We start from the raw sequence: 26088 nt of genomic DNA on the forward strand, positions 1-26088 counted from the left end.
AGTGGGTGCAAAAATATAACGTTGTATATGAATAAAGAATGAATTTTAACTATTAAAGTTCCCTTAAAACGGATACCGGCGGTTTGTCGACTACTTGCCTAACGCCCCAGAAACCTGCGAGACCGATAAAAAAGCCGCTAAGCGTAGGCATGACCAACCATAGCAGAAAATTGGGCCGGTAATTCAAGTGCAGCACTTCGGTATATAACGCGAAAAGCACGATTTCGGACAGGCCGATCGCCAAAATTCCCGCACTAAAACCCAATAGCGCAAATTCGATTATATGCGTCTTCCGTAAAAATTGCCGATGCGCTCCTAGCGTTCGCATCAGCGCACCTTCATGAATGCGTTGGTCCAACCCGGCTTGAACCGCCGCGAACAGCACGGTAAATCCGGCTAGTAGTGCGAAATATAACAAATAGTTGATCGCTTGGGTTAGTTGCGCCAAGATCGTTTGGAATTGTTTGAGAATCAAATCCACTTCCAGAACGGTTACACTCGAGTAGCGTTTGACCAGTTCATTCAAGAAATGTTTTTGATTTTCCGGCAAATAAAAACTGGTCATCGAGGTGCTGGCAAATCCGTCCAAGGTTCCCGGCGAAAAAATCATATAAAAATTAGGCTTCATCGTATCCCACTTAACGCTGCGAATACTGACGACTTCCGCTTGCAATTGTTCGCTGCCGATAGTAAAAGTCAGCTTGTCGCCCAGCTCCACGCCAAGACTCGAAGCCAATTTTTGCTCGATCGACACCAAACCCGGGCTATCATTCGTCCACCACTTGCCGGATAGAATCTTGTTTTCATCGGGCACCTGCTCCGACCAGGTTAGGCTCAAGTCGCGATGCGTGGCTTGTTCGCCTTGGGAATCCTTACTGACGATTTTTTGCACCGGAATGCCGTTGATTCGGACGAGTCGTCCGCGAACGATCGGATAAAAGCGGCTGCCGGTCAGGCCTTGGTCATCCAAATCCTGCTGGAAACCGGCTTGTTGTTCGGGAAAAATATTCAACACGAAATGGTTCGGCGCCTGTTCCGGTAACTGACGTTGCCAATCGGTCAATAAATCGTTTCTGACCGTGAAGCTCAAGGTCATCGCCACCAGCGTGATGCTAAATGCCAAAATCTGACTCACCGATGCCTGCCGGTTACGAATCAAACCTTGCACACCGAAACGCCAAGTTAGAGGCAAACTGGGTAACAATTTTTGACAGGCCCAAAGGATTCCGTAAACCGCGCTGCCCAATACGAGTAACGCGATCAGGCCGACGCCGATGATGATGCCGGTCATTTTAAAATCTTCGGTATAACGCCATATCAAAACCGCGATAATAGCGATCGCCAAACCGTAAATCAGCCAAGCCGCGGACGGTAACGGCTCCAGGTCGCGGCGCAACACGCGTAGCGGCGACACCCGTTTGAGACGAAGCAGCGGCGGCAGAGCAAAACCCAGCAATACCGCCATGCCCGTCGCGAAACCGAAAAATACCGCAAACCAGCTCGGCGAGGCGATGGCATCCGGTAACAAATCATGCAAAAGATGAAACAGCCCGGCCTGCGCAAACCAGCCTAGAAGACAACCGATGGCGCTGGCCAACATTCCGAGAATAAAAAACTGACTACCGTAAAGCCATAAAATTTCTTTTTGCTTCAAGCCTAAGCATCTCAATACCGCCGTGGCATCGAAATGACGTTCGCTATACCGGCGCGTTGCAGCGGCAATCGCAACGCCGGCGATCAAAATCACGACAATGCTGGACAAGCCCAAGTAGCGCTCGGCCCGATTTAGCGCATTGCCGACTTCAGGGCGGTCCTGATGAATATCCATGATGCGCTGGGACGGATTCAGCTGCGGCTTGATCCAACGATTGAATGCCATGATGCTCTGCGCCTCGCCGGCAAACTGAAAGAAATAATGCACATGACTGCCCGGTTGTATCACTCCCGTAGCGGGTAAGTCGTCGGCATGCATCATGACCCGCGGCGATAGGCTGTAAAAATCGCCCCGCTTGTCCGGCTCGTAAGTCAAGACACGGCTGATCGTCAACGCTTTTTCGCCGACCGTCAAGGCATCGCCGATTTGCAAATGCAGTGCCGACAGCACGCGTTTTTCAACCCATACCGACCCCGGCTCAGGTCCGGACGCCACTATTTGCTCGTCGCTGAAATCGGCGCCGGTGACCTTTAAAAAACCGCGTAACGGATAACGGGGACTGACCGCCTTCACGCCGGCCAGCAACAGTTCGTCGTTTTCCATCAAGACGCTTGAAAACTCGGCGGTTTCCGAACGGGTCAAGGCCAATTCGCCGGCCTTTTCCAGCCATGTGCCGGAAATGCGTTCGGGACTCGTTATTACCAAATCGGCCGCGAGAAAATCGGCGGCTTGTAAGGTCATCGTACGATGCAGGCGATCGGCGAATAGCGTAATTGCAGTCGAACTGGTCACGGCGATGATCAACGCGGCAATCAGAATCGTGAGTTCGCCGGAACGGCTATCGCGAAACAACAAGCGTAGCGCCAGATTAAAACGCGTCATACCAGTCTCCCGGCATCGAGTTTAATGCTGCGCCGGCAGCGTTCGGCCAAATGGCTGTCATGCGTGACCAATATCAGCGTGGTGCTGTTTTCGCGGTTCAATTCGAACAATAAATCGATGATTTGTTCGCCGGTTTTACTGTCCAGATTGCCGGTCGGTTCGTCGGCGAATAAAATAGCCGGCCGCGTCACGAAAGCGCGGGCCAACGCGACGCGCTGTTGTTCGCCGCCGGAAAGCTGCCTTGACGTATGATTGAGCCGGTGGCTTAATCCCACCCTGCCGAGCAAATCGGCGGCCAAAACACGCGCATTTTTGTTGCCGCCCAACTCCAACGGCAACATCACATTTTCGACAGCGGTCAAACCCGGCAACAATTGAAACGACTGAAACACAAAGCCGATCAACTCGTTACGTACCGCCGCCCGCCCGTCTTCATCCATCGCCGTCAAATCGCGACCGTCAATCGTCACGGAACCGCTTGTCGGCGTATCGAGCCCGGCCAACAAACTCAATAAAGTCGATTTGCCGGAACCGGACTCGCCGACCACCGCGAGACTCTCTCCCGGTTTGATTTGTAAATCGACCGATGCCAAGATATGTAAGGTGCCATCCGAAGTTTGCACGGTTTTACCGAGATTTTCGGTGACGATAATATCTTTTAACGTTCTTTCAGGTTGAGTCTGTGTCATGTTTAAATTTTTGCTTGCAGTAATAATAGCGTTAAGTTCAGCGGTCGTGTCGGCTGAAACGATTGTCGTATTAGGCGATAGTATCAGCGCCGGATACGGAATAGAAGCGGGGAAAGGCTGGGTCGATTTACTTCAGAAAAAGCTGGAGGCCGAAAAGTTCCCGCATCAGGTGGTTAACGAAAGCATCAGCGGCGATACCAGCGCCGGCGGATTGGCTCGCATCGACAGCGCGTTGGCGCGGCATAGCCCGGAATGGGTGCTGCTGGAGCTTGGCGGCAACGACGGTTTAAGAGGATTGACCCCCAAGCAAATGCACGACAACTTGAACGAAATCGTCAAGCGTTCGAAACAAGCCGGCGCGCAAGTTTTGCTACTAGGCATGCGCATGCCGCCGAATCTCGGTAAACGCTATATTGAAATTTTTTACCAGGTTTATCCGGAACTGGCCAAAGAACACGACCTGCCTTTCGTGCCTTTTATACTCGAAGACGTGGCCCTGAAAGCGGAACTGATGCAGCGCGACCGAATTCATCCGAATGCCGACGCACAACCGATTATCGCCGAAAAAGTATGGGAATATTTAGGTCCGCTGTTAAAATGACAAGCCTTATTTCGGGTTTCCACCCGGCCGATTCACTCCAATAAATATAATAACGAGATCATTGATGAATGCCTTAACTCTGGAAAAAGCCAATCAAATCATTCATGTCGCATTAACCAATGCCCGCCAACTCAACCTAGAACCGCTGACCGTGGTCGTATTGGACGAAGCCGGCCATCTCAAAGCGATGCAACGCGAAGACGGCGCCACGATGATTCGAGAGCAAGTCGCGATCGCCAAAGCGTGGGGCGCGGTCAACATGGGCATGTCGTCGCGAAATCTTGCTGCCGTCGCCGAGCAACGCCCCGACTTCATGAACGCGCTGATCGGCTTGGCCGACGGAAAAGTCATGCCCGTTCCGGGCGGCGTATTGATTCGTAATGCCGACCACAAAATTCTCGGTGCGGTCGGAATCTCCGGCGACGTCTCCGACCAAGACGAGCGCTGCGCGATCGCCGGAATCCACGCGGCCGGTTTATTTTGCTAAGGAACGAGCATGAAATAACTTCATTCTAATATCGCAAGGAAGGAGGATTCGATTGACAGATGTCGGCCGCACGCCCCGAAGCCACCTTAGATAATACTGAAACAAAAACAAACCTCATCGTCATTCTTGTCGCATTGGTCGCCATGCCAATCGACTTATCTTCCCCACGCTAGTGCGCACTGCCATTAAGTTAAGCCGTTCGTGGTGAGCCTGTCGAACCATGGACGGCTTAACTTATCGACCCAGGATTTTTCCATTCACCCTTCGACAGGCTCAGGGCGAACGGAAAAATCCTTAACTTAATGGCAGTGCACGCTAGTGCGTGAATGTAGGCGAGTTTGCCCTGAATTGCGGGTGTGATGAGCTCGTGCGTCAAGTCGAGCAACCCCATGTCCCTATTGATCTCATTCACCACCAAACCGATCGCGCCGAATGAGCAAAGTATCGCATCCAGGTCATCGGCGTAACCGCCACCGCCGAGCCCAAAATTCTGTGCGGTATCTTGCACGCTCGCCACGTCGAGGTATTCCCTTTCTATTGAAAAAACGTCTAAAAATGAAAAGATATGGGGATATCTAGCAGGGTAAACGCATTAAAACTACATATAAAATCAAATGGTTATAATGCGTAGTATTTTCAGTAATTTCATAGCGGCAGCCTTTATTGCCACAAAATAAAAAACTAACAAATAAAATATTCTGCAAGCTTAGGTTGAATAGTCATAACATATTGATATGGCATTTATTTTAATGCGTTTGCCCTGGGATATCTAGCGATGTGTTGTGAAGTTAAGCAATTTCCCTATAATGCAATGATTTACTTCAAATGAGACGAAAACGATGGCTACCTTATTCTGGCTACAGACAGGCGCCTGTGGCGGCGATTCGCTGGCGCTATTGAGTGCTGAATCACCGAGCCTCGAACAAATTTTTTCGGCTCACGGCGTTGAATTGCTATGGCACCCCTCGTTGTCCAACGCGTCGATGCGCGAGCACGACGCGCTGCTCGAACGCATCGTCAACGGCGAACAAGCGTTGGACATACTTTGCGTCGAAGGCAGCATCGTCACGGCCCCGCGCGGTACCGGTCTGTACGACAGCTACCGCGGCCGGGCGCGCATGGACATCGCGCGTGAATTGGCAGAGCGGGCCGGTACGGTCGTCGCGATGGGCACCTGTGCTGCCTACGGTGGCGTTCATGCCGCGGCGCCGAATCCGGGCGATTGTATCGGCCTGCAATACAACCGTTCGACTCCGGGCGGTCTGTTGCCGCCGGAGTGGCGTTCGCGCGAGGGCCTTCCTGTCGTCAACGTCTCCGGTTGCCCGGCACATCCCCACGCCATGACCCAGACGCTGGCCTGGCTCGCCGCCGGACTGCCGTTGCCGCTGGACGAACTGAATCGTCCTAAGGCGTTCTTCAATACCGTCGTTCATCAGGGGTGTACGCGTAACGAGTATCACGAATACGACATCGAAGAAAACGAACCGGGCGGGCGCGCCTGTCTGTTTTTCAATCTCGGCTGCCAAGGGCCGATGACGCAGGCGGTATGCAACAGCGATCTGTGGAACGGCACCAGCAGCAAGACTCGCGCCGGTGTGCCTTGTTTCGGTTGCACGTCGCCGAGCTTCCCTCGCGACACCGATTTGTTCCTGACTGAGAAAATCGGCGACATTCCGTTGCGCTTGCCGCTGGGCGTCGAACGTCCCCGGTACATGGCATACAAGAATCTTGCCCGCGCCGCTGCGCCGGAACGCGTCAAAGACAAGAAAATGGACGTTTGAGATGGCTACGATTGAAGTCAACATCAATTTGAACCGCGTCGAGGGAGACCTCGAAATCGCTTTGGTGCTCGACGACGGCGTCGTCACGGAAGCTCGGACCATCGGCACACTGTATCGCGGTTTCGAGCAGATCATGATGGGCAGGGCGCCCCGCGATGCGTTGGTGATCACGCCGCGGGTCTGCGGCATTTGCGGTACGGCTCATCTTTACTCGGCAGTGCTCGCGCTCGAACATGCCTGGCGGACGCCGGTGCCGCCGAATGCGACGCGCATCCGCAATCTTTGCCTGATTGCCGAAGGTATACAGAACGATTTACGTCAAACCTTTCTGTTTTTCGCGCCCGATTTTTGCCATCGGCGTTATAGTCAGCACAGCTGGTTCGACGATGCGGTCGACGCTTTCGAACCGTTTCGCGGTTCGATTTATCTCGAAACGTTGGCTCAAACGCGGAAAGCGGTCGAAATCGTCGCGCATTTCGGCGGGCAATGGCCGCATTCATCCTATATGATACCCGGCGGCGTGACGACGCCGGCCGATCTGCGCCGGCTGTTGGCCTGCCGCTCGGTATTGGATGAGATTCAGCGCTGGTACGAACGGCGCGTCATCGGCGCTTCGCTCGACGATTGGCTGGCCTTGGAAGATGCCGAGCGCTATTTCGCTTGGCTCGATACGCCGGCGCATGCCGGCAGCGCGCTGGGTTTGATGAGCCGCGCGGCCCGCTCGCTCGGCCTACACCTGTGCGCCTCGGGTACGCCGCACATGCTCAGCTATGGCGCCTGGTGCGATCCCGACCGTTGGTCCGCGCCGCACGACGCGCGTGTGCTGCCGGGCGGTTTCTACGACGGCGGAAGCGGCACGGTCGGGCCATACGATCAACAACTGATCAATGAGCACGTTCGTCATTCCTGGTTCCGGCCTTATGACGGCGGGCGGCATCCGTGGAACGGCGAAACCGTCCCCGATTTTCAGCCGAACAGCGACCGCTACACTTGGGCGAAGGCGCCGCGCTACGGCGATAAGGTGGTGCAGACCGGACCGTTGGCCGAGCTGCTAATCGGCGGCGATGCACTGATTGCGTCGCTGCACCAAGCCGAAGGCGGCAGCGCTTGGCTTCGGCAATTCGCGCGGGTCAGGCGAATCGCCGTCGAATTGAAGCAAGCGCGACTGATACTCGACGAGTTAACAGCGAATCTACACGAGCCGCATATTTTGAATCCGGCCAAAACACAGGAAACCGACGGAGAAGGATACGGTCTGATCATGGCCGCGCGCGGGGCGCTCGGGCACTGGCTCAAAATCAAAGACGGTGTCATCGAAAAATATCAAATCATCACGCCAACCGCGTGGAACGCCTCTCCTAGAGACAGCGGAGGATTGCCGGGGCATTGGGAGCAAAGCCTAGTCGGACTGAGCGTTCAGGATCCGGACGATCCCGTAGAAATCGGGCATGTCATTCGCTCCCACGATCCGTGCCTAGTGTGCACGGTACATGTGCTGAACACCGGCACGAGGCTACGTTTCGGGCCATGAGTAATCGGCAATTATGTCATATCGTTTGCTTCGGTAATCCGCTCCACGGTGATGACGGTTTCGGTCCGGCGGTTTACCAACGGCTAGCGGCGCTGCCGCTGCCGGATAACGTGCGCGTGTTCGACGCCGGAACGCCCGGTCTGGCGGCATTAGCGCTATTTCAAGGATGCCATGAGGTGATGATCGTCGACGCCGTCGCATCGGGCGGCATACCAGGGAAATTAAGCCGATTATCGCCGAATGTTGTTACGGCCGAAATCACGTTACCGGGCCACGGCATCGGCGTAGGCTATTTGTTAAAGGCCGTTGCCGCGTTGCCGGACTGCCCACGCATCGAGATCATCGCAGCGGAAATCCTTGGAGCGGCACCGTTCCGTCCGGGCTTGTCAAAACCGGTGCGCCAAGCTGTCGACGATGCCTTCGTTCTACTGGAAAAATATGCCGAGCAAGTTTCCCGTCAATGAATCGCACCTAAATGAGGAACTGACGCGTTTGCGGGTCGAAGTCGAAGCGCTTCGAATCGCCAACGCGGCGCTCGAGCAACAATTGTCGATCGACGCCAAGCAGGCCGATTCGATGCTGCGGGTGCTCGAAATACGTAGTAACGAGCTAAAGGAAGCCAACCTACATCAGCTGAATCAAAGTAATTTCATCCGTCGCGTCATGGATTCGACCGGCGCGATGATGATCGTGCTGGGACCTGATGGGCATATACGCCAAGTCAATCGGCGTTGCGCGCAGGAGTTGTCCGGAACCGATTCGATTCCGGACAATCGCGTGCTGGACGACTGGTTGCATCCCGACGAACGACAAGCGCTTGTCGCACAAGCGATCGGTTTGCCGTGGCCCGTTTTTTCTCCGCTGTTCGAAGTCGTGCGGCGTTCGGGTTCCTATGCCGCTGAGCACCGTCTGGGAAGCCGCGACGGAAGCTATCGCCATTATTGGTTTGAGGCGAGTCTGCAACACAACCCTCAAGGCAAAGAAGAAGGCGCCGTCATTTGCGCGAGCGATATCACGCGGCTCAAACAACAACAAGAGCGATTGAGCCGAAGCGAAAAACGCCTGAAAGAGGCGCAAAAAATCGCCCGCCTGGGGCATTGGGAAATGGATTTGACGTGCGACAAACTCACTTGGTCGGAGGAAGTGTGTATTATTTTCGAGCTCGATTCGGCTTCGATACCCCGTAACTATGCGGACTTTCTCGAACTCGTCTATCCAGCCGACCGGGCCGCAGTCGACCGGGCTTTCACATCCGCCCTAAGCACGCATGGTTCTTACGACATCGAACATCGTCTGTTAGCGGCCGGCGGACAAATTAAGTGGATACACGAACGGTGCGTCATCTACTATGACGATGCCGGGCGGGCTTTACGGTTGGTCGGAACGATTCAGGATATCACCGAGCAACGCTTGGCCGAAGAGCAGTTGCGTCTTGCGGCGAGCGTCTTCGACAATAGCCTGAATGGCATTCTAATCACCGATGCGAATACGCGCATCGTCAAGGTCAACCGCATGTTCAGCGAAGTCATGGGCTATTCGTCCGACGAGGTGTTGGGACAAAAACCGAGCTTGCTGAAATCCGAGCACCACGATAAGCAATTTTATCGCAGTCTGTGGGCCGCACTCGAACGGGACGGCAAATGGCAGGGTGAGATTTGGGACCGGCGTAAGAACGGCGAACTGATACCACTGTGGCAAAATATATCGTCGGTGCGCGACGCCATCGGACGCGTGACGCACTATATCAGCGTCTTTTACGATTTAACCCAACAAAAGCAAAGCGCGAAACATATCTACCATCTGGCCTATTACGATGCCTTGACCGAACTACCGAACCGGCAGTTATTCAACGAGCGCTGCGAGCATGCACTGGAGAGGGCGAATCGCGACTACCATCCGCTGGCAGTTTTGTTTCTTGATCTGGACCGGTTCAAGCACGTCAACGACAGTCTCGGGCATCCGGCCGGAGACGAGCTTTTGCGCATGGTCGCACACGCAATCAAGAGTTCTTTGCGCCAAGACGATACGGTCGCGCGCTTGGGTGGCGACGAATTCATCATTTTGCTCGAAAATACCGGGAGCCGCTCCGATGTCGAACAGGTCGCCCTCAAAATCATTGCGCACCTCTCTAGACCTTTCATCGTTCAAGGCCATAAGCTGGAGATCGGCACGTCGATAGGCATCAGTTGTTATCCTGAGGATGGCAAAGACACCATGTCCTTAATCAAACACGCCGATCTTGCGATGTATCGAGCCAAGGAAAAAGGACGCGGTAATTTTCAGTTTTACGAAACGTATCTAACTACGCGCGCGAAAGAACGTCTTTTTCTCGAAAGTGAGCTGCGCGACGCACTGGAACGCCAGGAATTCCATCTTCATTACCAACCGCAATTCGCCTTATCCGGCGGCGAATTGATCGGAGCCGAGGCTTTATTGCGCTGGAATCATCACGAGCACGGCCTGATCGCGCCCGACAAGTTCATTCCGATCGCCGAGGAATCGGGGCTGATCGTCGCGATCGGCGAATGGGTGCTATCGGCCGCATGCAGTCAGGCCAAGGCATGGCTCGACGCCGGTTACGCATTCAAACAGGTCGCGGTCAATCTGTCCGGCGCGCAGATCGAACGCAGCGATATTTTGGCAACGGTCGGCAACGTCCTTGCAACAACGGGACTGCCTCCCCGGCACCTAGAGCTCGAAATCACCGAAACCTATATCATGCGTCAAGCGAAACAGAACGTTCGTATCATGGAAGAGCTTCGCGCATTGGGCGTGAGCCTGGCGATCGATGATTTCGGAACCGGGCAGTCGTCGCTCAGTTATTTGAAACGCCTGCCGGTCGACAAGTTGAAAATCGACCGTTCATTCGTGATGGATATTCCGCAAGATAGCAATGATATGGCCATTACCCGAGCGATTCTCGCACTCGGACACAGTTTGAAACTAACCGTTTTGGCCGAGGGTGTCGAAACCGCAGAACAAGCGGCTTTTCTTAACGAATTAAAATGCGACGAAGTGCAGGGCTATTATTACAGCCGCCCGCTGGACGCCGAAAGCTTCCGGAAGCTATTGGCCAAGCAAAAGTTCGATGCAGATCTTTTTGATTGAAGCCGGGTACGCTAGGTGAGGGGCCAGCATGGAGCTGGCATAGAGCCTACATGGACGTATTCACGGCGTCCTTTGACGGGGACCCCGGTGCCGAATTTTGAACTCCGATGGGTATAGTCATCGCGATATGGATACATACTTTGGGAGATAGGTGTCTATTTGCTTCTAGATGAAAGAAAAATGAAAGGAAAAATGGATAAATTTATATTCGAAGACGCCAATTAATGAAGTCTTTGGAAAATCATGCAGGGTATTTTTATGGAGTAATTTTTCGTAAATCAAGATTAGGCGGGCTGAAATAAGTAGCGGAATGCCGAAATATGAAATGCGGAAATTATGTCCGGATTAACCCGAATGGCAATGAAAAATATGGAAGTTTAGCCTTGCCATTTTTTGCAAAATAATGTTCTTTCATCCTCTAGGAGGTCATTATGATTCATGCGAACAAGTTGCATAAAATATTTCATCAACGTGCAGTTTTGAAAGCCGGATCTGAAGATCAGTCGCACTTGAAACAATCAACAGAACCGAAAGCCGATACAATGTCGATTTTCGAAAAGATTGTCAGAAAAGAGTGCAGAACCTTGATTCGATATATTTTCCATAACGCTGGTGGCCGATAACGGTCCCAAAGGGAGCAGGTTAAATTATTAATTAAACCTGCTCCCTTCATGTGTAAATGCTTGACTGCAAGCCCCGCTTTGTTGATATCAAATGTAAATCCTGACCTTTAGCTCAATGGAAGTGAGCATGAGTTTTCCGAAAATACGCTATCCTTAAAAAACCTGACACTAAACCAGGAGATGCGGCGATGGACCGCTTTGAACGAATCTACCAATTACACACCATCCTATCCGGTCGCCGAACGCCGGTTTCCAATGCCCAATTACAGGAAAAACTCGAATGCAGCGAAGCGACCGTAAAGCGGTTGCTAACACTCATGCGCGACCACTTCGACGCGCCGATCGCCTACGACCGTAAACGCAACGGTTATTATTACGACACCGAAGCCGGCGAACACCCTTACGAACTGCCCGGCTTATGGTTCAATGCCGAGGAATTATGGGGCTTGCTGACCTGCCATACCATGCTGCGCAAAATATCGCCGGGCCTGTTCGGCGAGCAAATCGCCCAACTGCAAAACCGGATCGAAAAACTTCTCGCGTTAGATCGAAGCAGCGCCGAACGCAAACTGGAATGCATTAAAATCGTCCCGATCGCCTCGCGACAAAAAGTTCGAAATCCATGGTTCGCCAAAATCGCCGGCTCGCTATTCGATAATAAACGCCTCGATTTGGTCTACGACGCGCGTAGCGACGGACAAATAACCACACGCAGCGTATCCCCGCAAAATCTAGTTTACTACCGGGACAACTGGTACCTTGACGCGTGGTGTCACTTTAGAAGAGAACTGCGCACCTTCGCACTGGAACGCATTAAAACCGCCGCCCGCCAAGAAATACCCTCCCAAAACGTCGATCGACAGCAACTCGAAGATTATTTCAGTTCCTCCTACGGCATCTTCTCCGGCAAAGCCGAACACACCGCAAAACTGAAATTCACGCCCGAACGCGCCCGCTGGGTCGCCGACGAACAATGGCATCCGAAACAAACCGGCCGCTGGCACGAAGACGGCAGTTACGAATTGAGCATACCCTTCGGCGATCACCGCGAGCTGTTGATGGACATCCTCCGCAATGGCGCCGAAGTCGAAATTTTGGAACCTGCCTTTTTACGCGAAGCCGTGATCGAGCAAATTCAAAAAATGGCGAAAATTTATCAAAAAGAATAAGTACCGTATCACGCTTTGATACGGTGGCTATGCATAATGACCAACTAGATCGGTAGACGAGGACGAAATGAACCATAAATTCGATGCTGGATTAAAACCAAAATGTTCATTCCAAATGAAAGTGCTATGAAATTTTTCAATACAACTCAAGCCAAACATCTATTGAAGCAGACTCTCGATATTGCCCAGCAAGAGCCGGTTATTATCCAAAAGCACCGAAAATATTTTGCGGTTTTATTGTCGTCTGCCCGTTACTCGGAATTGCTTGCATACGAAGACAAGTACCTGCACAACTTGGCTGTTTTGGTCGAGAAAGAAGGCTTCATCGGTACCGAGGCCAGCCGAAATCTGTTGGATAGTATTTGATGCGTCGAATCGATTTCATCCGGCCGGCAGGAGAAATTTTGCGACAATTGGCTAAGTCGGAGCAGCGTATTGCCAAGCAGTTCGAAAACGAATTGCCGCCTTTTTCGAATGGCTTGATGCAGGCCGAATATATATGAAAACAATCGGAATCCAATCATGATTTTACATATAACCGACGTCGTGTATCTCGATGATTATCGTATAAAACTGGTATTTAACGACGGATTGTCCGGTGTTGCCGATTTACGCAATGCGCTTTGGGGAGAAATGTTTGAACCATTATTGGACCCGAATAATTTCAGCCAAATCAGATTAAATCCGGAATTAGGTACCGTTAGCTGGCCCAATGGCGCCGACCTGGCTCCGGAGTTTTTATACACATTGATACAACCGAAAAACGAACCCAATGAAAACTGAGGTAGCCATGACCGAAACAGCCGGATATTACAGATACTGGGGCAAAGCCAAACCCGAAGGCGAGTCGGGCCCTGCCTATCATTTGCTGCCTTATCATTGTTTGGATGTGGCTTACTTATGATTCAATTCAATCCAAAGGAAAGCGGTTGGGCCAAAACTAACCAAGACGGCTCGCCTGGCTTGCCGATTTTTGAGCATTGTTGCCATGTAGGCTGGGTTGCGTTGGAGTTGGTAAAGCAAAGCCGAAAAATTCCCGATGCCGACTTAACACCAATTGCGATAGCGATCATTGCCGCCATTCATGATATTGGAAAATGGTCGCCAGGGTTTCTCGTTAAATGTCCTCTGTGGTTAATTCGAGAAAATTTAGTTTTATTTGCTGCTGACCATGCTTGGGAAGCGCAACAAGAGAAGCGGCATGAGGCACACAGTCAGGATTCAATTCAGCTGTTGCTTCAAAAGCGTGGAGTGAAGCAATCGGTAGCACAAGCGTGGGCAATGATTGCTGGCGCGCATCACGGAAAAATGCATGTTCCTGAAAAATACGGCAATTGTGATGTTACTCCTTTCATAGATGAGTGGCATTTCCAACGACAACAAATTATTTTCGAATTAGAAGCTGAGCTTGGTAGCGAGATACCCACTTATGAAGTAAATAAGCGTGATGCGATTGTTCCGTGGTTAATGGGATTAACCACTATTGCCGATTGGATTGGATCAGATGAAACATATTTTCCGGTAAATAAAGGCCTGGATACTGGCAACGGCAAAATAGCGGCAAAGCTTGCTGTCGAAAGTATAGGTTTAGCCAATCCACGCATACGAAAGGGGCTGAAGTTTAAAGATATTTTTGGCTTCATTCCAAACGAATTACAAGAAAAAGCGTTACTTGCCATTAAGGAACCCGGTATTTACGTCATAGAAGCGCCGATGGGTTTGGGGAAAACTGAAGCGGCATTGGCTTGCACTTACGAGCTTTTAAAAACCGGAAAAGCGTCGGGATTGTATTTTGCATTGCCTACGCAATTAACATCCAACCGGATTCATTTGCGGGTAAATGATTTCATTAACGCAATTTCTGAAACACCCGAAAATGCAAGACTGGCTCATGCTAATGCTTGGCTGGAGACGGATTATTACCAGCCAAGGGCAGTACAAACCATATTTAAAAAATTCGATGGTGATGCAACTGTCAGCCGTGACTGGTTTGCCTCCGCTAAAAGGGCATTATTGGCTAATTTTGGCGTGGGTACAATCGATCAGGCGTTAATGTCAATTGTTGCAGTGAAACATTTTTTCGTCAGGCGTTTTGCATTGTCCGGCAAAGTCATCATCATTGACGAAGTCCACAGTTACGATTATTTCACAGGAACTTTGGTTAAGTGCTTATGCGATGAGTTATTAAAACTCGGCTGTACGATCATAATTTTGTCCGCAACGTTACTGCCAAAAGTTAGAAATAAATTAATCGGTATTGACGGTAATTTAGTAAATGTAGATACCTATCCTTTAATTACCGGAAAAACGATAAATGGCGACGTTATAAAGCCGCAGTTTGCAGTAGCACCCGAAAGGCCAGCGGTTCGTAAAATCTTTAAAAACTCGAATCACTTAATCGAAGATGCCGTCAAGGCGGCTCAAATGGGGGCCAGAGTCTTGTGGGTTTGTAATACGGTTAATCTCGCACAGCAAATTTTTGGGCAATTACCAAGCGATAGTGGTTTTGAATCCGGGCTATTGCATTCGCGCTACCCGCATTTTATCCGGCAAGAGAGGGAAGCGTATTGGATGAAAAGGTTGGGTAAGACTGGTGCGCAACAAGGCGGTTGTATTTTGGTTTCTACACAAATTGTCGAACAAAGCGTCGATATTGACGCCGATATTCTTATCTCGGAATTGGCGCCAATGGATATGCTGTTGCAAAGGATTGGACGCTTATGGAGGCATATGGATGTTAGATCTGCACGAATTAGGCCTGTTTCTGAGCCACAAGTATGGATTGTCGAGGAAGAAAAAACACTCGCTGAATTGGAACGAGAAGGTAGCGAACGCATTAAGAAAGCTTTCGGTATTAAAGCAAAAGTCTATCAGGTATATCCGTTACTCAAGACCTATCAGACATTACATGATTATGAATTTATAGAATTATCGAATAAAACCGGGAATTCACAGATAAGACAATTACTGGAAAATACCTACGAAAACACAGATCAAGACCCTGATTCGTGGCAAGCCTTGTACTCGGAAGTCAAAGGTACAGAGTTTGCTGAAACAAGATTGGCCGAAGGAAATACACGGTTATTTTCCAAAATGGCTTTAGCTGATGAAGAAGGTAAACAAACACGGTTAATTGATATTGAAACAATTCCGCTTTTGATTGTTTTAGAAAGTAGTGTAAATCAAATAACTTTGTTGGATGACTATAAGATTTCCTTGCCTATTACTGAATTCAAAATACAGGATGCAAGGGCAATTCATCAAAACATTGTCAGAGTTCATGCTTGGCCATTCGAGCAAATTAAAAAAGAGTCGGAACTGTCTTTTTATCTGAAGGGTAAACATTGTTTGGCGCACCTGGATAACGACGGTCGGCTTAATATGGATGGATTGAAGCCTGAAATAAAACTTTCATGGTGCGAAATAAAAGGTGTTATACAAATTTACAACAAAGGAGGGCTTGATGAATCTTGTGACTGATCCCTGGTTGCCGGTGACTAATAGCAAAAATCAATTGTGCTATATCAGCTTGAATCAATTATTCGAACAATCGGATGAATGGCTTGACTTAGCATTAAGGCCGCATGAACGGATAAGTGTTATGCGATTTTTGATCTGTTTAGCTCAAGCTGGATTAGGCTTGCTTGAAGAAGATGAGTGGGACGATGCGTTAGATATAATTCCTGGTAAGTGTTTATATTACTTACAAAATTGGCAGGGTAGCTTTAATTTATTTGATTCCAAAAAACCTTTTTTACAAATTGCTGAGTTAGAACCATTCAATAAAGAACCAACGTACACAACAAAACTTAATTTTTCATTGGCAACGGGTAGTAATTCAACATTATTCGATCATGGGTGTATTAATCCTTTTAAAGAAACATCTCCTAGACAGATGGAAGCTTCCGCATTAGTCGTATCCCTTATAACGTTTAACAATTTTTCTTTAGGGGGGTTATATCCTCAAGCAAAATGGAAAAATAAAGTAACATCGAAATCAGGTGTCAAAGATGCGCCGTGTGCCTCACAGTCAATGCTTCATTGTTTTGTTAGAAAGCATACGATAGTTAAAACGTTACATGCCAATACGTTGACAATTCAACAGATTAAGGACCGATATGGCGACGATATTGGTGTTCCGGTATGGGAGTTTTTTCCTGTTTCCCCTGATGATAAAGATGCTGTTTTAAATGCGACACATACCTATTTGGGAAGACTAGTTCCCATTAGCAGATGGTTGAAATTACTTCCGGATAAAAAAACAATGCTAATGGGAGAAGGTTTTATTTATCCGGTGCATCCTGAATTTGTTGAAACTACTGCAGTATTAGTCGTCAATAAGCAGAAAGATGCGAATGACATATTGGGTTGTAAAACTGCTACGCCTTGGCGAGAACTTTGTGCATTAACCGCGAAACGTAAAGGAAAAACATTTGGAGGGCCCGCAGCTATAGAAAACCAGTCGAAATCCGAAGGTTATGATTTACAAATTCTAGCTTTAAAAAGAGAGCAAGCTTCGGTTCTTGATGGATTCGAATCCGTCCTTCATGTACCGAGTTACTTTACTAATTCGGATGAAAACAGAGCAGCATACAATGATGGTGTCAAGAAAGCGGAAATTATGGCATTTAGATTAGATGAAGCGATCCAGATATATCTTTCGATGTTAATGCCTCAAATGATTGAAATTGTCTCTAAAAAAATTAATAAACAACCCCTTTCTAAACATGAAAGTGAAAAATATCGTGCCATAAAAAGCCGTGTCAAAGAAAAATACCTTGCACATTATTGGACGCTGATTGAAAAACAGCGTCATCTACTAATGCAATACATTTCCCTATTAGGGATGGGTACGGATCAGGCGCGTGAAGATTCTAAGAAAGCTTGGTTGAAAGCTATTAACCAAGCTGCTACAGAAACATACGAAACCTTATGTAATCACGATAGCCCTCGCCAACTACGTGCTTATGTGGCGGGTTGGCATTTATTGCACCCGATTAAATCAGAAAGTCAGGAGGCGGCATGAGTCAAATATTTGAGGAACGTTTTATTCAGTATTTGCAAAATTTACAAACTGATCGAGGGAAAATGGCAACGCTGCGTAAAGGATTAATAGATAGTCAGGCGCAGGCGACATGGCCATTACTCAGTCGGTTTGTTGATTTTGATAAACCATATCAAATAAAGACTATTCAAACCGTTGCAGGGTTATTTGCTCATCATCCGAAAGCAGTAGATTACGGGAACATTGGCAGTTTATGTTTTCAATTATTGGATAGTGACGAAAAGCAAAAACTAGCATCTGGGGAATCCGGCACGATTTCTAGAAATTTCCAATACGCGTTAGCGGCAAATAACGATGAGATTTTACCCAGAGTAAGAAGGCTAATTTTTCGAGCAAAAGCAAATGAGAAAGTAATTTGTGTCAACTACGTTCAACTGACAACAGACTTGTTAGCGTGGAACAACAGCTTCAAAAAAGAAAAAATAAAGTTAGCTTGGGGAAAAGAATTCTGGAAGGTTCACGCCGATAAAGATTCGGATGAGGCTGAGGAGGTTGTCAGTAATGACTAATTTGATCAAGTTGTCTTTGACATACGAACAAATAGCGAAAGAAAAAATTACCGATAACTACGCGTGGCATAAAAAGGCATGGGAGCTATTTCAACATCATCCTGAGTTAAAACTACGTAGGAACAGGCCGGAAAGCGAAAAAGGCCCCACACCATTTCTAAGCCGATACACGGCCAAGAGTCAGCATGTCGAATTATTGGTGGTCTCCGATTTTGAGCCACAAATGCCAAATTGGTGTACGGAACAAACTTGGCGAGTTGTAACTATCAGTAACGAGTTTTTATCACAGCCAACTTATCAATTTGATTTATATGCGAATCCGACAAAAGCCATCAAAAAACCGAATGGTCAAGGAGGATTTACCAAAAACCGGCAGAGATTAACTTGGCTGGATGAGTTTTCTCAAACTAAGTGGTTAATACGCAAATCGGCTAGTCATGGCTTTATTGTGAGAGACGATTTTCCATTAAAGCTTGATAAACCGGTTGATCACCGATTTAACAAAAACGGCGAAAAGGGTTTGCATATCGGTGTGCGTTTCCAAGGAATATTGGAAGTTACCGATCATGAAAAATTTAAGCGAGCTTTTCGCGAAGGCATAGGTTCGGCTAAAGGATTCGGTTTTGGCTTACTGTTGATTAAACCGTTGCGAATTTAAAATTTAAAAATACAAGGAAATTCCATGAAACATTTAGAACTACATATTTTACAGTCTGTCCCAGTGACTTGTTTGAACCGTGATGACTTAGGATCACCCAAGACCGCTTTTTTTGGTGGCGTCCAGCGAGCCAGGGTGTCCAGTCAGAGTTGGAAGCGCGCTATTCGGGAATATGCACATGAAATCAGTCCTTATTTTGAAGGAAAAAGGACTCGCTTGATTATCGAGCCATTAGTGAAGCATTTGGAACAATTGGGTAAATCAGAAAGTGAGGCATTAGAGGGCGCTAAATCTATAGCTGCCGAGATAGGTAAATTAGACGCCGATGCCGAAAAAAAGTCTGGCGTTCATCGAGTAAAAACGCTCCATTATACCAGTGATGCCGAACTGAAAGCATTGGCGAAACAATATGTAGAACTGGGCGACGCCTCAAAAGCCGTTAAAAAAGTAGGCATCGGTGTTTTAAAAGATGCTGCTGATATTTCGCTATTTGGCCGTATGGTTGCCAACGATCATTCATTAACCATTGAGGGCGCGGCGATGTTTAATCATCCCATATCTACGCATAAGGTCGATAATGAATTAGACTTTTTTGCTGCGGTGGACGATTGGCAAAAAAAAGGTGAATCAGGTGCTGGGATGACAGGCACATTGGAGTTCAATTCTTCGGTTTACTATCGTTTTGCTGCGGTAAATCTGGGTATGTTAGCCGATAAAGAACATCTTGCTGCTATGACCGTTGACGAAAGGAAAAATGTCGTAACGGCATTCATTCAAGCAACATTGGAAGCGGTGCCAGGGATGACGGAATCAAATTCCGGTCGCAAAAATTCGATGAATGGGTATACCCGGCCGGCCTATGTGTTAGGCCTTGTCCGAGATAAAGGCCATCCGGTGCAATTGGTCAATGCCTTTGAGCAACCGGTTTGGAATGCTTCGGGAAAGGGTATTATGCCAGCGTCTGTATCTAAGCTAAAAGAGGAAGAAGAACATTTGAACAAAACGTGGAAGCTGGATCGACACCAAGTCGCTAGAGCGGTGATACCGGAATCGAACATTGATGAATTCATTGCCGAACTGGTGCAGCATGTCGAGTAAAAAAGTCATCGCATTACGCCTTAGCGGCCCCATGCAAGCATGGGGCTATAACAGCGAATATACTTATCGAAACTCGGGGTTGTTTCCCACTAAAAGCGCTGTCTTAGGAATCTGTTGTGCCGCCATGGGATTTTCGAGAGGTTCTGAGCAGGAAAAACAATTTTTGGGCAACTTATCCGGCTGCTTGATGACGGCGATTGCATTGCCTCGCAAACGTTTTTCCGGTGAAAAATCGTGGATGATCAATGTTCGTCGGATTGAGGATTTTCATACCGTAGAGCACACGAAAACAGCGTCCGGAACTATTAGCAAAAACGCCGTTATGACTTATCGACAATATCTGTGTGATGCTGACTTTGTTGTGTTGCTATCAGAAATTGAAAGCTCCATCGCGGATCAATTGGAAGACAAACTTCTTGATCCCGAATGGGGGATGTGGCTAGGACGCAAGTCCTGTATTCCCAGTGCCCCGATTTTTGCCGGGAAGTATGAAATGATCGAAGCGGCAAATGACAAATTACTCGGCGGCAAAGAACTTAAATCTTTCACCTATCAGAAAGAAGTTTTGTCTTTTTCTGATGGTACAGACTCTTTAATGGATGCTCCGCTCGATTTCGCAATCGATAGGCGTGTTAAAAGTCAACGTCGAGTGGTAATTCACGAAGCAGAAATTTAGCGCTAACGTCAACATGTAGTTCAAACCAATCATTCAAGTTTAGAGTTTGATGATATAGCCAGCACGGCATGCCGAATGTAGGAGGCGAATATGAAAATCAATGCCGAATTAGACGGGCAAAGTGAACAAGACTTACTTTTTATCCAGGAGCAAACCGGCGAAACCATACCCCGGATTATCAAGGAACTGCTGGCGGAAAAAGCCGAGTCGTTAAGGCAAAAAACTCACTCCGGCGCCAAGATGAAGGCTTTGTTGGAAAGCAATTTTGTCAGGTGCGCCGAAGGGCCGGAAGACTTGTCGGAAGTCTATAAAGACTATCTTTATAACGGTTTGAAGGAAAAGCATGGTATTGATTGATACCGGTTATTGGCGTGCATTAGGCAACCCTAAAGACAAATTCCATACCGGCTGTTGCCCGATTTCTGATGCTTCGCCCGCACATATCCATCGGTTGCGGCTTGTTTTCTGTTGCCGGGCTTAGTGTTATAGTCGTTCGGCAATGAGTCGGACAGGAGATTTGAAATGCGTATTACCGCTCGAATTGACGAAGATTACGAACAGAAACTTAAAACCATAAAACGGAAAACGAATCTGAATACGACGGAAATCATCAAAATTGCGTTGGATTTACTTTATGAAAAAACGGAATTATCGGCCAAAGAAAAAAACCGGATGCTAATCGATAAGTTGGCAGGCATAGGCCATGGGCCAAGCGATGGTTCGGTCAGGTATAAAGAATATGTCGCAGAGTACATCGATGAAAAACTGGGTCATCGCTGATACCGGTTTTTGGTATGCGTTGCTCAACAAGGATGATGTATATCATCATAAAGCCGTTGATATGCTTAGCTGGATTGATGCAGGATTGATTTCGACATGGCCTGTCATAACGGAAACTTGCTATTTTTTGCAATCGAGATTGGGGTAAAATCAAGCTTGTGCATTTCTCTCGACATACGATGAAGGCTTGTTCGACATTTACGATCTGCATCCCTCACACTTAAAACGGATAACAGAGTTAATGCAAAAATACGCCGACTTGCCGATGGATTTAGCCGACGCCTCGTTGGTGATTTTGGCTGAGGAGTTGGGTCACGGACGCATTCTTTCCACCGATATGCGAGACTTTCAAGCCTACCGTTGGAAAACTCACAAACCTTTTCAAAACCTACTGTTGCCCGATTCCTGATGTTTTCGCAAGCCCGCGTGAAATTGATGTAACACATTGTTGCCCGTATTCACGACAATGATTGGGCGCAAGCTGAAAAGTCGCTGTAGTGTGAGGCACGACGCTGCCTTGTATCAACCAACTGTTGCGAGAATGAAATACATTCGCAAGGCTACGCCAGCGCCGCGGATTGATATGAACTCTTCAGTCCGGCTATCCGAGCCGACCTTGTCCGATTTACTGTCGATCTTCGTAGAATTAAACAGCACCAGTAAACAGGTGCTAAAATCCGGTCTTAAAATCAGTAAGGATGAGCAGATGCAAACTAAATTTTCCGAAGATGTTATTTCGCTAAGCGATTTAAAGATAAATCCGGCTAAGGTGATTAATCAAGTAAAAGACACCCATCGGCCTATATTGTTAACCAGCCGGGGCCGTGGAGTCGCAGTGGTGCAAAATTTGGATGATTACGAAAAAGATCAAGAAGAGCGTGCCTTTATGAAAGCCGTCGCCCAGGGCTTGATGGATGTGAAAAATGGCCGAGTCATGGAGTTGGCGGAAGTCAAAACCAAGTTAGCTATTGACTAAATGAAACTACTGTTTGCCGATTCAGCCATTAACGATCTTATGGACATCAAAACCTACTATCGGGAGCAGGGGATCGAGCACATCGGCGATAAGTTTGTTTCTGGGATCATTGCCCATCTTGAAATCCTGATCAAACATCCCGAGATTGGCAGGATCGTGCCGGAATTTGCCGAGCCCAAAATTCGCGAACTTATCCACCCGCCTTTTCGAGTTGTTTATTGGTTGGACAATCCGCAAATCCATGTCGTTAGGGTTTGGCGGAGCGAACGATTGTTGCAACTTCCTGATCTAAACCAATCCTAGCCTATGCTTCCACCTTTAAAACCCATCGCCATGAAAGAACGCGTATCTATGGTCTTCATCCAGAAAGGCCAAATCGATGTCAAGGACGGCGCCTTCGTCGTCATCGACGAAACCGGTATCCGTACCCATATCCCGGTCGGCAGCATTGCCTGTATCATGCTGGAACCGGGCACTCGGATTTCGCATCATGCCGCAGCATTGGCCGCTAGAGCCGGGACCTTGCTGGTCTGGGTCGGCGATGCGGGCGTTCGGCTTTATGCTTCCGGGCAGCCGGGCGGCGCAAGGTCCGACCGATTGTTGTATCAGGCCAAGCTGGCATTGGACGACGCCGCTCGCTTGAAAGTCGTCCGCAAAATGTATGAAATCCGTTTCGGCGAAAAACCGCCCGAGCGCCGTAGCGTCGAGCAATTACGCGGGATCGAGGGCGCCCGAGTCAAAAAAACATATCAACTGTTGGCCAAACAGGTCGGCGTCGAATGGAAGGGCCGCAAATACGATCCGTCGCAATGGGACAAAAGCGACATGCCGAACCGCTGCATCAGCTCGGCAACGGCCTGCCTATACGGCATCTGCGAAGCGGCGGTATTGGCCGCCGGCTACGCGCCTGCGATCGGCTTCATTCATACCGGCAAGCCGCTGTCGTTCGTTTACGATATCGCCGACCTGTTCAAATTCGACGATATCATTCCGCACGCTTTCAAAATCGCCGCGAAAAATTATCCCGATCCGGAGCGCGAGGTGCGCCTGATGTGCCGGGATATCTTTCGGCAAACCAAAATCCTGAAAAAAATCATCCCGACGATCGAAGATGTCCTTGCCGCCGGCGAGCTGGAAATTCCGAAGCCGGCCGAAGAAAACATCGAGCCGGCGATACCGAACCCGGAAAACATCGGCGACGTAGGGCACCGAAGTTAGCGCTAAACCATTCGCAATTCGAATTTCGGAGCATTCGTGTCAAATCCCTCCCGGAAAGTGCCGGGATAAGGGATCAAAAAACGAAATTAGAAGCGCGATAACAATATTTACTCACCACTCATCGAATCATCATGTTAGTCATAGTCGTTGAAAATGTACCGCCGAGACTGCGAGGTCGTTTAGCCGTTTGGCTCATCGAAATCCGAGCAGGCGTTTATGTCGGCGACTTATCGGTCAAAGTCCGCGAAATGATTTGGCAGCAAATCGAGGCCGGCATCGAAGACGGCAACGCCGTGATGGTTTGGTCGACCAACACCGAGTCCGGTTTCGATTTCATGACGTTAGGCAAAAACCGGCGTCTGCCGGTCGAGCTAGACGGTCTGAAACTCGTGTCTTTTTATCCTCTTGAAGACGATGAAGCCAAAGCTCTTTAGCGTTCCCCGCACCGGTGGGGATGAACCGCTCTTTAACAATCCGGAAATACCGAAAATAATCGGTAGAAATTTGCAGGTTGATTTTCTGTTTATCTAACAATCGGTTAAGATAAGTGCGTTCCCCACACCCGTGGGGATGAACCGTCATAGGGTCGGAACACCTACGGAGTACAAAGGCGTTCCCCACACCCGTGGGGATGAACCGGAAATTTAAACCCACCTATCCCACCCTCGACCGCGTTCCCCACACCCGTGGGGATGAACCGAAATGTTCGCGAGTTTCGTAATCTGGTATTCAGCGTTCCCCACACCCGTGGGGATGAACCGTTAATCCGGATGGTACAACTACAATCTCAGAAGCGTTCCCCACACCCGTGGGGATGAACCGTCGTCGAGATAGAAAAGCGCGTATTAACACCAGCGTTCCCCACACCCGTGGGGATGAACCGCTTGCTGAGTTAATAGGGGTAAAACCGGAAGAGCGTTCCCCACACCCGTGGGGATGAACCGACTACTATTGCATAGAAGATGATTGCTTTGTAGCGTTCCCCACACCCGTGGGGATGAACCTGGTTGCCGATCAATTTATTCAATCGTTGAATCGCGTTCCCCACACCCGTGGGGATGAACCGTGATTGTCTGGATACGGGCTAATCGTCCTGAAGCGTTCCCCACACCCGTGGGGATGAACCGCCAAGGTGGAAAAATTGCAGATGCACAATGCTGCGTTCCCCACACCCGTGGGGATGAACCGTCTCATCGTGATCGCCTTCGAGATGATGCCAAGCGTTCCCCACACCCGTGGGGATGAACCGCACTGACACGATGGGGATTAAAACCGGTTTGTCGCGTTCCCCACACCCGTGGGGATGAACCGGCGAGGTTGATCTAGGTGAAATCGGCTTAATCGCGTTCCCCACACCCGTGGGGATGAACCGCATTCCTGGAGAGGAAGCGGAAGTCAGTAGAGGCGTTCCCCACACCCGTGGGGATGAACCGATTAATTAAATCGGATAAACGCCGATTATCAGGCGTTCCCCACACCCGTGGGGATGAACCGCGTTAGTTTGATTTTATTTTAAAGCGGTGCTTGCGTTCCCCACACCCGTGGGGATGAACCCAGCTATCTCGACAACACCCCGCCCAAAGCCCGGCGTTCCCCACACCCGTGGGGATGAACCGTTCGGCGTAACTCACGCCACGGCGCCATGCCGCGCGTTCCCCACACCCGTGGGGATGAACCGACTATTTTCAAAGTCTCTGGGATTCCTACTCCGCGTTCCCCACACCCGTGGGGATGAACCGACCTGATTGCGATGTATTGGGCGGCATTGGAGGCGTTCCCCACACCCGTGGGGATGAACCGGTGTGGCTGTACATTTAGCAGTAGATTTTCAAGCGTTCCCCACACCCGTGGGGATGAACCGTCTTCAATTGACACCAACAATAGATTGTTAAAGCGTTCCCCACACCCGTGGGGATGAACCGGAATTCTCGATGCGATCGCGCTGATCCTCAACGCGTTCCCCACACCCGTGGGGATGAACCTCTAGCTTTTGTGCTATCGCCTCATCCTCTGTTGCGTTCCCCACACCCGTGGGGATGAACCGCTCTCGGCCCTGCCGACTACAGCTTACCCGACGCGTTCCCCACACCCGTGGGGATGAACCGTCAGCGCAAACAGCCCGCCGGAGCCTATCCGGGCGTTCCCCACACCCGTGGGGATGAACCGTGGCTATCGGTGCCATCACGACCGGCAAAAAAGCGTTCCCCACACCCGTGGGGATGAACCGACCTGAATAAAAAATACCCGGCGACCGAGGAGGCGTTCCCCACACCCGTGGGGATGAACCGTCATTCTGGACGCGGTGGCCGGGCAGGTTGGCGCGTTCCCCACACCCGTGGGGATGAACCGCCGCCAGTTTTTTTGTTTTTGGGGTTGGTTTTGCGTTCCCCACACCCGTGGGGATGAACCGTTAAATTTGCTGCTCATGATTTCATCGAGCAAGCGTTCCCCACACCCGTGGGGATGAACCGCGATCCAGGACAAATCTATTTGAATGTTCATTGCGTTCCCCACACCCGTGGGGATGAACCGTAATACGATTCTTGCCCCGCTTTAAACGACATGCGCGTTCCCCACACCCGT

At 49.4% G+C, this 26088-nt stretch carries 27 protein-coding genes and 1 CRISPR repeat array (1 of these 28 running past the window's edge); of the genes, 24 read left to right on the forward strand and 3 right to left on the reverse strand.

Annotated elements, in window-relative coordinates; translation table 11 throughout:
- Positions 1-52 precede the first annotated feature (52 nt).
- On the reverse strand, positions 53-2536 hold the full coding sequence (locus METBU_RS0117135) for an ABC transporter permease (RefSeq protein WP_017841791.1): 2484 nt from the start codon (positions 2534-2536) through the stop codon (positions 53-55).
- Positions 2533-3225 carry an ABC transporter ATP-binding protein gene (locus METBU_RS0117140; protein ID WP_017841792.1) on the reverse strand — a complete coding sequence of 231 codons (693 nt, stop codon included), beginning with the start codon at positions 3223-3225 and terminating at the stop codon, positions 2533-2535. The genes METBU_RS0117135 and METBU_RS0117140 overlap by 4 nt, the downstream gene beginning before the upstream one ends.
- On the opposite strand from METBU_RS0117140, the gene METBU_RS0117145 reads away from it, so the two are divergent.
- Positions 3224-3826: an arylesterase gene (locus METBU_RS0117145; protein ID WP_017841793.1), complete on the forward strand. Its 603-nt coding sequence runs from the start codon at positions 3224-3226 to the stop codon at positions 3824-3826. The genes METBU_RS0117140 and METBU_RS0117145 overlap by 2 nt on opposite strands.
- Positions 3827-3890: 64 nt before the next feature.
- On the forward strand, positions 3891-4313 hold the full coding sequence (locus METBU_RS0117150; RefSeq protein ID WP_014150139.1) for a GlcG/HbpS family heme-binding protein: 423 nt from the start codon (positions 3891-3893) through the stop codon (positions 4311-4313).
- Between the two features lie 229 nt (positions 4314-4542).
- Here the strand turns inward: METBU_RS0117150 and METBU_RS0117155 are convergent, their stop codons facing one another.
- Entirely contained in the window at positions 4543-4830 is a 288-nt protein-coding gene (locus METBU_RS0117155) for a hypothetical protein (protein ID WP_014150138.1), read from the reverse strand.
- 322 nt (positions 4831-5152) lie between these two features.
- Here METBU_RS0117155 and METBU_RS0117160 point away from each other — a divergent pair, with 322 nt between their 5' ends.
- From METBU_RS0117160 to cas2e, 22 genes are all read left to right on the forward strand, one after another.
- Entirely contained in the window at positions 5153-6094 is a 942-nt protein-coding gene (locus METBU_RS0117160) for an NADH-quinone oxidoreductase subunit B family protein (RefSeq protein WP_017841794.1), read from the forward strand.
- A 1-nt stretch (position 6095) separates the two neighbouring features.
- Entirely contained in the window at positions 6096-7625 is a 1530-nt protein-coding gene (locus tag METBU_RS0117165; RefSeq protein WP_017841795.1) for a nickel-dependent hydrogenase large subunit, read from the forward strand.
- Positions 7622-8089, forward strand: coding sequence for a hydrogenase maturation protease (locus tag METBU_RS0117170; protein WP_017841796.1), 468 nt, complete (start codon positions 7622-7624; stop codon positions 8087-8089). The genes METBU_RS0117165 and METBU_RS0117170 overlap by 4 nt, the downstream gene beginning before the upstream one ends.
- Positions 8064-10733: a sensor domain-containing protein gene (locus METBU_RS0117175; RefSeq protein WP_017841797.1), complete on the forward strand. Its 2670-nt coding sequence runs from the start codon at positions 8064-8066 to the stop codon at positions 10731-10733. The genes METBU_RS0117170 and METBU_RS0117175 overlap by 26 nt, the downstream gene beginning before the upstream one ends.
- A gap of 811 nt (positions 10734-11544) precedes the next feature.
- Positions 11545-12525: a helix-turn-helix transcriptional regulator gene (locus METBU_RS0117185; protein WP_017841799.1), complete on the forward strand. Its 981-nt coding sequence runs from the start codon at positions 11545-11547 to the stop codon at positions 12523-12525.
- Positions 12526-12651: 126 nt separating this feature from the next.
- Positions 12652-12891 carry a type II toxin-antitoxin system Phd/YefM family antitoxin gene (locus METBU_RS0117190; protein ID WP_175421714.1) on the forward strand — a complete coding sequence of 80 codons (240 nt, stop codon included), beginning with the start codon at positions 12652-12654 and terminating at the stop codon, positions 12889-12891.
- Positions 12891-13028: a hypothetical protein gene (locus METBU_RS28205; protein WP_017841801.1), complete on the forward strand. Its 138-nt coding sequence runs from the start codon at positions 12891-12893 to the stop codon at positions 13026-13028. Before METBU_RS0117190 ends, METBU_RS28205 begins: the two co-directional genes overlap by 1 nt.
- Before the next feature lie 19 nt (positions 13029-13047).
- Positions 13048-13308, forward strand: a complete 261-nt coding sequence (locus METBU_RS0117200; RefSeq protein WP_017841802.1) for a DUF2442 domain-containing protein — start codon at positions 13048-13050, stop codon at positions 13306-13308.
- Positions 13298-13429, forward strand: a complete 132-nt coding sequence (locus METBU_RS28210) for an HD domain-containing protein (protein WP_017841803.1) — start codon at positions 13298-13300, stop codon at positions 13427-13429. The genes METBU_RS0117200 and METBU_RS28210 overlap by 11 nt, the downstream gene beginning before the upstream one ends.
- Positions 13426-16005: a CRISPR-associated helicase/endonuclease Cas3 gene (locus METBU_RS25445; RefSeq protein ID WP_017841804.1), complete on the forward strand. Its 2580-nt coding sequence runs from the start codon at positions 13426-13428 to the stop codon at positions 16003-16005. Before METBU_RS28210 ends, METBU_RS25445 begins: the two co-directional genes overlap by 4 nt.
- On the forward strand, positions 15989-17551 hold the full coding sequence (gene casA / locus METBU_RS0117215; RefSeq protein WP_017841805.1) for a type I-E CRISPR-associated protein Cse1/CasA: 1563 nt from the start codon (positions 15989-15991) through the stop codon (positions 17549-17551). The genes METBU_RS25445 and casA overlap by 17 nt, the downstream gene beginning before the upstream one ends.
- Positions 17548-18099, forward strand: coding sequence for a type I-E CRISPR-associated protein Cse2/CasB (gene casB / locus METBU_RS0117220; RefSeq protein WP_017841806.1), 552 nt, complete (start codon positions 17548-17550; stop codon positions 18097-18099). Before casA ends, casB begins: the two co-directional genes overlap by 4 nt.
- Positions 18092-18757, forward strand: coding sequence for a type I-E CRISPR-associated protein Cas6/Cse3/CasE (cas6e, locus tag METBU_RS25450; protein WP_017841807.1), 666 nt, complete (start codon positions 18092-18094; stop codon positions 18755-18757). The genes casB and cas6e overlap by 8 nt, the downstream gene beginning before the upstream one ends.
- Positions 18758-18781: 24 nt before the next feature.
- Complete coding sequence (cas7e, locus tag METBU_RS0117230; RefSeq protein ID WP_026130290.1) at positions 18782-19855, forward strand: type I-E CRISPR-associated protein Cas7/Cse4/CasC; 1074 nt, start codon at positions 18782-18784, stop codon at positions 19853-19855.
- Entirely contained in the window at positions 19845-20531 is a 687-nt protein-coding gene (gene cas5e, locus METBU_RS0117235) for a type I-E CRISPR-associated protein Cas5/CasD (protein WP_017841809.1), read from the forward strand. Before cas7e ends, cas5e begins: the two co-directional genes overlap by 11 nt.
- Before the next feature lie 90 nt (positions 20532-20621).
- Positions 20622-20888: a hypothetical protein gene (locus METBU_RS0117240; protein ID WP_017841810.1), complete on the forward strand. Its 267-nt coding sequence runs from the start codon at positions 20622-20624 to the stop codon at positions 20886-20888.
- Between the two features lie 165 nt (positions 20889-21053).
- Complete coding sequence (locus METBU_RS0117245) at positions 21054-21311, forward strand: ribbon-helix-helix protein, CopG family (protein ID WP_017841811.1); 258 nt, start codon at positions 21054-21056, stop codon at positions 21309-21311.
- Between the two features lie 241 nt (positions 21312-21552).
- Positions 21553-21720 (forward strand): PIN domain-containing protein, encoded by a 168-nt coding sequence (locus METBU_RS28790; RefSeq protein ID WP_017841813.1) that lies wholly within the window; start codon positions 21553-21555, stop codon positions 21718-21720.
- Between the two features lie 132 nt (positions 21721-21852).
- Positions 21853-22287, forward strand: a complete 435-nt coding sequence (locus tag METBU_RS28475; RefSeq protein WP_017841814.1) for a type II toxin-antitoxin system Phd/YefM family antitoxin — start codon at positions 21853-21855, stop codon at positions 22285-22287.
- Entirely contained in the window at positions 22288-22590 is a 303-nt protein-coding gene (locus tag METBU_RS0117260; protein WP_017841815.1) for a type II toxin-antitoxin system RelE/ParE family toxin, read from the forward strand. It begins immediately after the preceding gene.
- Positions 22591-22620: 30 nt separating this feature from the next.
- Positions 22621-23505 (forward strand): type I-E CRISPR-associated endonuclease Cas1e, encoded by an 885-nt coding sequence (cas1e, locus tag METBU_RS0117265; protein WP_235726423.1) that lies wholly within the window; start codon positions 22621-22623, stop codon positions 23503-23505.
- Between the two features lie 131 nt (positions 23506-23636).
- Entirely contained in the window at positions 23637-23939 is a 303-nt protein-coding gene (gene cas2e, locus METBU_RS0117270) for a type I-E CRISPR-associated endoribonuclease Cas2e (RefSeq protein WP_017841817.1), read from the forward strand.
- Positions 23940-24054: 115 nt separating this feature from the next.
- A CRISPR array of direct repeats spans positions 24055-26088; the repeat unit is 29 nt; unit sequence GCGTTCCCCACACCCGTGGGGATGAACCG; it runs 683 nt beyond the window's last position.

This window comes from Methylotuvimicrobium buryatense 5G (assembly GCF_000341735.1).
Classification (GTDB): Bacteria; Pseudomonadota; Gammaproteobacteria; order Methylococcales; family Methylomonadaceae; genus Methylotuvimicrobium; species Methylotuvimicrobium buryatense.